Origin of the sequence: Pseudomonas palleroniana (genome assembly GCF_003031675.1) — a bacterium.
Classification (GTDB): Bacteria; Pseudomonadota; Gammaproteobacteria; order Pseudomonadales; family Pseudomonadaceae; genus Aquipseudomonas; species Aquipseudomonas palleroniana.
The window spans coordinates 19,772-27,330 of record NZ_PYWX01000038.1; the positions used below are offsets into that span (position 1 = coordinate 19,772).

Sequence of the window (7,559 nt, forward strand, 5' to 3'; positions counted from 1 at the left end):
GCAACGGTGCTCGAAAGGCCACCAGTGTAGCGAATTCACAGCTGACGGGGGTGAGACCAGGCGCCAACTTCCTCGGCGAGCAATGGTTGCGCCGCCAATGGGCCTTGGATAAACAGACAACCATGGGTTTTAAGCCACAGGGCCTGCTCTGATGTCTCCACGCCCTCGGCGATGACCAACACATCGAAATGCTCACACAGCTGGATAATGCTGCGCGCCATCGCCGCGTCCCGTGTCGAGCCCGGCAGGCGAGCCACCAGTTGCGGGTCCAGCTTGAGCGTATCGAACTCCAGGTCACGCAGATGGGCCAAGGAACAGCGACCCGAGCCGAAATCATCCAGGGCAATGCGCACACCGATCTGGCGCAGTAACTTGAGTTGCTTGGTGGAGTCTTGAAGGTTGTTCATCAGGCAGTCTTCACTGATCTCGACCTCCAACTGCCGCGCCTTCAAGCCATGCTGCTCCAGTACCTGCTGCAGTTGGTTCGCGAGGTTAGGCATATTGAACTGGCTGCTGCTGAGGCTGACACTCAACACCAGCTCGCTATCGAAAATGCCTTGCCAGGTTTCGCGCTGAACCGCGACCTCCTGGTAGATCCAGGTACTCAGTTGGCTGATCAGGCGAGCCTCTTCCAGCAACGGTAGAAACAGCCCCGGCGGCACGTCGCCGACGCTCGGGTGCTGCCAGCGCAACAGGGCCTCGAAGCCACGCAAACGCCCATCCTCCAACGACACCTGCGGCTGGAACACCAAGGTGAACTCTTTGTTCTGGATCGCCGTGCGCACACTGTCTTCGAGCATCAGCCGTGAGCGCGCGCGGCCGTTCATGTCTTTATCGTAGTAACGATACTGCTGGCGGCCGGCGCGCTTGGCTTCGTACATGGCGATATCCGCCGCTCGCAGCAGGCCGCTCAGGTCGGCACCGCAATCCGGGTACGTCGCAATCCCGATGCAGGCCCCGAGCATCACATCCAAGCCGTCGACGTGTTGGCTGACAGACACGCGCTCGATCAGTTTTTCCGAGATTTTCGCCGCTTGTTCCGGAAATTCCAGTTCCAACAACGCGGTGAACTCATCCCCGCCCATGCGCCCGAGAATGTCATAGGAACGCAGACACGCCTGCATCTGTTCCGAGACCCAACGCAGTACACGGTCACCGGCGTCATGCCCCAAGGTATCGTTGACCCGCTTGAACCCGTCGAGGTCCAGGTACAGCAACACCAGTGATTGATCACTGCGCTCGCTGCGCGCCAGGGTGCTTTCCACCGCCTGCTGGAAACCGCGCCGGTTCAACAGTCCGGTCAACGGATCGGTGACGGCCTGGAACTCCAACTGTTGATGCAGATGGCGCACCTCCGACATGTCGAGCACCGTCACCACCATGGCCTTCTGCTCAGCGGGCAGAGGCGCGCAAGACAAGGCCACCGGCACTTGCTGGCCGCGACGGGTGCGCAAGATCGCGTCGTGCTGGCGCCACGTTTCGCCTTTGCGATACGCCTCGTACATCGGGAAACCCAACCAGGCAGGCACGTGAGGCTTTTGCAGGAAACTCAGGAAACTTTCGCCCTGCAACTCAGCCATCGTAGCGTTGAGCAAGCGTGAAATCGCCGGGTTGGCATACTGGATGACGCTGCCCTCACCCACCACCAAAATACCCTCGGCAGCGTTGTCCAGCACCGAGGCATTGAAGGCACGGGCAGCCTCCAGTTCCAGGCTAAGGCGCTGCAAGGAGCGCCGGTTACGCTGGTGCTCCAACAGTGCCTGCACTTTGGGCTTGAGGATATTCGGGTCAAAGGGTTTGAACAGGTAATCGATGGCACCACTGGCATAGCCTTCCTGCACTGCGTCGGGCGATTGGGCATGGGCGGTGAGGAAGATGATCGGGGTCATTCGTGTACGCTGGCTGCCACGCATCAGGCGCGCCACCTCAAAGCCATCCATGCCGGGCATGCGCACGTCCAGCAATACCAGATCGATTTCGTGGGCCAGCAATAATTCGAGGGCTTCCAGGCCGGAAGCGGCGGTAATCACCCGCCAGTCTTCGCGCTGCAACAATGCACGCATGCTGATGAGATTTTCCGGGTAGTCATCGACCACCAAAAGAACCGAACTGCCATCGCCGTGGTGTGGAGCACAATCCATGCTACTTCTCTTCCTTGAAGGGCTGCACCGGTCACTTCTAAGACTAAAACCGGACAAACACTGAGGTCTCACTCTAGACCCGGTTCTAAAAAAGCAGAAGCGACGTCGATACCATCATTGCGCCAATAGCCAGGAAGCCGACTAACGGTACAGCCCTGCAGGCCACGCGGTATGGGACACATGGCTTTTTGGCATTCCATTGGCGCCAAAAATTTGCCAGCAAGTGTTTAACAATCGGTTTGAACCGACCTATAAAGAACCCGTGCAGCCCTCGGGCTAAAGCCTTCAACCCCTGCAATAAGGCCAACACCATGATCGACCTTTCCACTTGGAACCTGAGCATTCCTGTCGGCTCCCCGCCCGCGACTATCGACACACCGAAGCTGGTCAGCGGCTTCAAGGACCAGTACTTCCAGGCCGAAGGCAGCAACGTGCAATTCTGGACACCGGTGACCGGCACCCGCACCGAAAACGCCATCTACCCCCGCAGCGAATTACGTGAAACCTATGCCGACGGAAGGCTGCGCAACTGGACCTACCCAGAAGCGAACAACTTCCTGCGCGCGACCCTGGAGGTCAATCAGGTGCCGTCGTCCGGTAAAGTCGTGATCGGGCAGATTCATGCCTATGACAGCCAGAAGCCGCTGATCAAACTCGAATACCAGTTCAAGGAAAAGACCCAGACCGGCAACATCGTCGCCAAGGTGCGCATGCGCCCGGACGACGGCGAAGGCCGCGTGGTAACCATCGCGTCGAATGTGCCGCTGGAGAAGAGTTTTACCTACGTGATCAACCTCAACAAAGCCGGCCTGCTCAGTGTGTATGCCGCGGACGGAGAGTGGAACGAGCGAATCGGCGCGGCGTGGGGGAACAAGCCGTTGTACTTCAAGGCGGGGGTGTATGTGCAGGACAACAGCGGGGATAGCAAGGAAGGAGCGCGGGTGACGTTTGCCAAGTTGGATATTGATCACGAATAAACAACTGCAGTCGTCAAACTCCAGCCGAAAAAAAGCCCGCATCACTGCGGGCTTCTTTTCAAACACCTGAGGCTCAATTCACCTTGGCGTTCAACTCACCTTTCAAATACCGCTGGTACATCGCTTCCAACGAGATCGGCTTGATCTTCGAAGCATTACCGGCCGTGCCGAACGCTTCGTAGCGAGCGATGCACACGTCGCGCATTGCCGTTACGGTAGCGCCGAAGAACTTACGTGGGTCGAACTCGCTCGGGTTGGTCGCCATCAGGCGACGCATCGCACCGGTGGAGGCCAGGCGCAGGTCAGTGTCGATGTTGACCTTGCGCACGCCGTACTTGATGCCTTCGACGATTTCTTCAACCGGTACGCCGTAGGTTTCCTTGATGTCGCCGCCGTACTGGTTGATGATCGCCAGCCACTCTTGTGGTACCGAGGAAGAACCGTGCATCACCAGATGGGTGTTGGGGATGCGCTTGTGGATTTCCTTGATGCGGTCGATGGCCAGCACGTCGCCGGTCGGTGGCTTGGTGAACTTGTAGGCGCCGTGGCTGGTACCGATGGCGATGGCCAGGGCATCCACCTGGGTCTTTTTCACGAAGTCGGCGGCTTCTTCCGGGTCGGTCAGCATCTGGCTGTGATCCAGTACGCCTTCGGCGCCGATGCCGTCTTCTTCGCCGGCCATGCCGGTTTCCAGGGAACCCAGGCAGCCCAGCTCACCTTCAACCGAGACGCCACAGGCGTGAGCCATTGCCACGGTTTGTTGGGTCACGCGTACGTTGTACTCGTAGTCGGTCGGGGTCTTGCCGTCTTCGCCGAGGGAGCCGTCCATCATCACCGAGCTGAAGCCCAGTTGGATGGAGCGCTGGCACACGTCAGGGCTGGTGCCGTGGTCCTGGTGCATGCACACCGGGATGTGCGGGAATTCTTCGATCGCGGCAAGGATCAGGTGACGCAGGAACGGCGCGCCAGCGTATTTGCGGGCACCGGCCGAAGCCTGGACGATCACGGGGGAGTCGGTCTTGTCAGCGGCTTCCATGATGGCGCGCATCTGCTCAAGGTTGTTGACGTTAAAGGCTGGGACGCCGTAGCCGAACTCGGCTGCGTGGTCCAGCATTTGACGCATGCTGATAAGTGCCATTGTGTTGTCTCTCCCGATCGAGGGTCGTTAATCGTGCAAGCCTGCCGTAGCGCAGGCTGCTATTCAAGTTATTGCCGGTCAGGTTTTGTAAGCCTGGCCTGCTGAATCGTTATTTCTGATGGGCGCGACTCAAGTTCCAGTTTTGAACCGAATCTCATGTGGGAGGGGGCTTGCTCCCGATGGCAGCCTCCCAGTGATGAATCTCTTGACTGACCCACCGCTATCGGGGGCAAGCCCCCTCCCACATTTGGATCTCATGACCTTCGAGACCGCGCTCCAGTTACTGGGCCTTGCAGCCGCGCCCGATCAAATCGTCGGTCGCAACCCAGTAGACCAGGCCTTCCTCACCTTTTGTGTGAAACGCCAATTGGCCGTCGCTGTACAGCACGCCCGAGGCGGCAACCTCTTGTTTGAGGCGGTAAACCTGCTCCGAACCCCCGAGGCGCACATCCACCTCGGAACGGGCCTGGTTCGCGAAGCGCCAGTTGACCTCAGCCTTGCTGTCGCAGGTCCAGGTGGTCCACTTATCGGCAGGCTCTGCCTTGTTGAACATGTTCATGCTGCTGCAACCGGCCAACAGGGCCAGTGCCGCGAGGGCGAAAACGCCTTTCATTGCCAATCCTCGAACGCAGGCCCAAGGGCCGCTGCTGCTGTCGGTTAGTTGATCAGACCCGTCAAGGGCAACCCTGTTCCTGACCGTTGGGCGCGGCGTCGTATTTCTCCAGCCGCTCGTTGCCGATGCGCTTGTTGATCACCGGCATGGTTTCAGCTTGCCAGTCAGCCTGGTAGCAACTGTGTTTGCGAGGCGCATCGGCTTTGTCCGCTTCGGGCGCCACACGTGGTGTGCTACCGCAGGCGGCCAACAGGCCTGCGGTCATCACCAATACCAGCGACTTGATCATGGGAATGCTCCTTTTCCGGATCACGCGCCTTAACCTTTGGCTCGGGTTTCCAGCACTTCCACGGCCGGCAGCACCTTGCCCTCGACGAACTCGAGGAACGCGCCACCACCGGTAGAAATGTAGGATATTTGATCAGCAACGCCATATTTATCGATGGCCGCCAGGGTGTCGCCGCCACCGGCGATGGAGAACGCCGCGCTTTCAGCAATCGCCTTGGCCAGCACTTTGGTGCCGTTGCCGAACTGGTCGAATTCGAACACGCCGACCGGACCGTTCCACAGGATGGTCTGGGAAGCTTTCAGCAGTTCGGCGAAATTAGCCGCGGTTTGCGGGCCGATATCCAGGATCATGTCGTCGGCGGCCACGTCAGCGATCAGCTTGACGGTGGCTGCAGCGCTCTCGGCGAACTCCTTGGCAACCACCACGTCGACCGGCAACGGCACGCTGACCTTGGCGGCGATGGCGCGGGCGGTGTCCAGCAGGTCCGGCTCATACAGCGACTTGCCTACCGGGTGGCCGGCAGCGGCCAGGAAGGTGTTGGCGATACCGCCGCCGACGATCAGCTGGTTGCAGATCTGGCTCAGGCTGTTGAGCACGTCCAGCTTGGTGGACACTTTGGAGCCGGCCACGATGGCGGCCATCGGTTGAGCCGGCGCGCCCAGGGCCTTGCCCAGTGCATCCAGTTCAGCCGCCAGCAGTGGGCCGGCCGCCGCGACCTTGGCGAACTTGGCCACGCCGTGGGTCGAACCTTCGGCACGGTGAGCGGTGCCGAAGGCGTCCATCACGAACACGTCGCACAGGGCCGCGTATTGCTGGGCCAGTTCGTCGCTGTTCTTTTTCTCGCCCTTGTTGAAGCGCACGTTTTCGAACAGCACGATATCGCCCGCTTTAACCTCAACGCCACCCAGGTAGTCAGCTACCAGCGGCACGTCGCGGCCCAGGGCCTTGCTCAGGTAGTCGGCCACCGGCTTGAGGCTGTTTTCGGCGGAGAACTCACCTTCGGTCGGACGGCCCAGGTGGGAGCACACCATCACGGCCGCGCCTTTTTCCAGGGCCAGCTTGATGGTCGGCAGCGAGGCCAGGATTCGCGCATCGCTGGCGACAACACCGTCCTTGACTGGGACGTTGAGGTCTTCGCGGATCAGTACGCGCTTACCTTGCAGATCGAGGTCGGTCATCTTCAACACGGTCATGGGTCGCAGTTCCTGAATTACTGTTGAGGTTGTTTAGAAGCGATGTGCAGATAGTGTTCGGCAACATCCAGCATGCGGTTGGCAAAGCCCCATTCGTTGTCGAACCAGGCCAGGATGTTCACCAGCCTGGGGCCGGAAACGCGGGTCTGGCTGGCATCGACAATCGCCGAATGCGGGTCATGGTTGAAATCACAACTGGCGTGGGGCAACTCGGTGTAGGCCAGCAAGCCTTTGAGCGGGCCGCGGGTGGCGGCATCACGCAGGATCCGGTTGACCTCCGTCGCATCGGTGTCGCTGACGGTCTGCATGGTGATATCCAGACAGGACACGTTCACCGTCGGCACCCGTACGGCTTTGGCCTGGATTCGCCCGGCAAGTTCCGGCAAAAGGCGCTCGATACCACGGGCCAGGCCGGTGGACACCGGAATCACCGACTGGAACGCCGATCGTGTGCGGCGCAGGTCTTCGTGATGGTAGGCGTCAATCACCGGCTGGTCGTTCATCGCCGAGTGAATCGTGGTGATCGACACATAATCCAGGCCAATCGCCTGATCCAGCAGGCGCAACAGCGGCACGCTGCAGTTGGTGGTGCAGGAGGCGTTGGACACCAGCAACTCATCACCGGTCAGGCAATCCTGGTTGATGCCGTAGACGATGGTGGCGTCGACATCCGCCTCGCTGGCCATCGGCTGGGAAAACAGCACGCGTGGCGCGCCGGCGTCGAGGAACCGCTGGCCATCGGCACGGGTGTGGTAAGCACCGGAGCATTCCAACACCAGGTCGACGCCCAGCGCCGCCCAGTCGATGCCCTCGGGGGTGGCACTGCGCAGCACTTTCACGCAGTTGCCATTAATGTGCAGACAATCGCCGTCAACCCGCACTTCGCCAGGGAAGCGGCCGTGGGTGGAGTCAAAGCGTGTCAGGTATTCAATACTGGCCATGTCGGCCAGATCGTTGATCGCAACAATTTCAAACCCGGCCGCCGCCCCTCGCTCGAACAGAGCACGCAAGACGCAACGACCAATGCGGCCGTAGCCGTTGAGTGCAACTTTGTAGGGACGCGGTTGAGGCATGGGGTTCTCGTAGTGTGGGCGACATAAACCATTGTAGGAGCGAGCTTGCGTGGCGAGGGAGCTTGCTCCCGCTGGAGTGCGAAGCACTCCCAGACCGGTTGACGAAGTGTATCTGACACATATCGATCGCACGGT

Annotated in this window: 7 protein-coding genes; 1 reads left to right on the top strand and 6 read right to left on the bottom strand. The window is 60.1% G+C overall.

Annotated elements, in window-relative coordinates:
* Positions 1–35: 35 nt before the first annotated feature.
* The gene (locus C9383_RS13705; RefSeq protein ID WP_090368299.1) at positions 36–2,141 is read right to left on the bottom strand and encodes a putative bifunctional diguanylate cyclase/phosphodiesterase; all 2,106 of its coding nucleotides are present in this window, start codon (positions 2,139–2,141) and stop codon (positions 36–38) included.
* 311 nt (positions 2,142–2,452) lie between these two features.
* Here C9383_RS13705 and C9383_RS13715 point away from each other — a divergent pair, with 311 nt between their 5' ends.
* Positions 2,453–3,118 (top strand): polysaccharide lyase family 7 protein, encoded by a 666-nt coding sequence (locus C9383_RS13715; RefSeq protein ID WP_060753402.1) that lies wholly within the window; start codon positions 2,453–2,455, stop codon positions 3,116–3,118.
* A gap of 73 nt (positions 3,119–3,191) precedes the next feature.
* Here C9383_RS13715 and fba read toward each other — a convergent pair whose 3' ends face one another.
* The 5 genes from fba to epd all read right to left on the bottom strand — a co-directional run bounded on the left by fba (position 3,192) and on the right by epd (position 7,424).
* Positions 3,192–4,256: a class II fructose-bisphosphate aldolase gene (gene fba, locus C9383_RS13720; RefSeq protein ID WP_003177554.1), complete on the bottom strand. Its 1,065-nt coding sequence runs from the start codon at positions 4,254–4,256 to the stop codon at positions 3,192–3,194.
* A 280-nt stretch (positions 4,257–4,536) separates the two neighbouring features.
* Complete coding sequence (locus tag C9383_RS13725) at positions 4,537–4,869, bottom strand: MliC family protein (RefSeq protein WP_060753403.1); 333 nt, start codon at positions 4,867–4,869, stop codon at positions 4,537–4,539.
* Positions 4,870–4,930: 61 nt separating this feature from the next.
* Positions 4,931–5,158, bottom strand: coding sequence for a hypothetical protein (locus C9383_RS13730; protein ID WP_090368295.1), 228 nt, complete (start codon positions 5,156–5,158; stop codon positions 4,931–4,933).
* A gap of 29 nt (positions 5,159–5,187) precedes the next feature.
* The gene (locus tag C9383_RS13735; protein WP_090368293.1) at positions 5,188–6,351 is read right to left on the bottom strand and encodes a phosphoglycerate kinase; all 1,164 of its coding nucleotides are present in this window, start codon (positions 6,349–6,351) and stop codon (positions 5,188–5,190) included.
* Positions 6,352–6,368: 17 nt separating this feature from the next.
* On the bottom strand, positions 6,369–7,424 hold the full coding sequence (epd, locus tag C9383_RS13740) for an erythrose-4-phosphate dehydrogenase (protein ID WP_090368291.1): 1,056 nt from the start codon (positions 7,422–7,424) through the stop codon (positions 6,369–6,371).
* Positions 7,425–7,559 lie beyond the last annotated feature (135 nt).

Excerpts from the sequence above, each read along its gene's own strand:
- C9383_RS13735 (WP_090368293.1), bottom strand. The coding sequence starts at position 6,351 with ATGACCGTGTTGAAGATGACCGACCTCGATCTGCAAGGTAAGCGCGTA.
- C9383_RS13705 (WP_090368299.1), bottom strand. The coding sequence starts at position 2,141 with ATGGATTGTGCTCCACACCACGGCGATGGCAGTTCGGTTCTTTTGGTG.
- fba (WP_003177554.1), bottom strand. The coding sequence starts at position 4,256 with ATGGCACTTATCAGCATGCGTCAAATGCTGGACCACGCAGCCGAGTTC.
- C9383_RS13715 (WP_060753402.1), top strand. The coding sequence starts at position 2,453 with ATGATCGACCTTTCCACTTGGAACCTGAGCATTCCTGTCGGCTCCCCG.
- C9383_RS13725 (WP_060753403.1), bottom strand. The coding sequence starts at position 4,869 with ATGAAAGGCGTTTTCGCCCTCGCGGCACTGGCCCTGTTGGCCGGTTGC.
- C9383_RS13730 (WP_090368295.1), bottom strand. The coding sequence starts at position 5,158 with ATGATCAAGTCGCTGGTATTGGTGATGACCGCAGGCCTGTTGGCCGCC.
- epd (WP_090368291.1), bottom strand. The coding sequence starts at position 7,424 with ATGCCTCAACCGCGTCCCTACAAAGTTGCACTCAACGGCTACGGCCGC.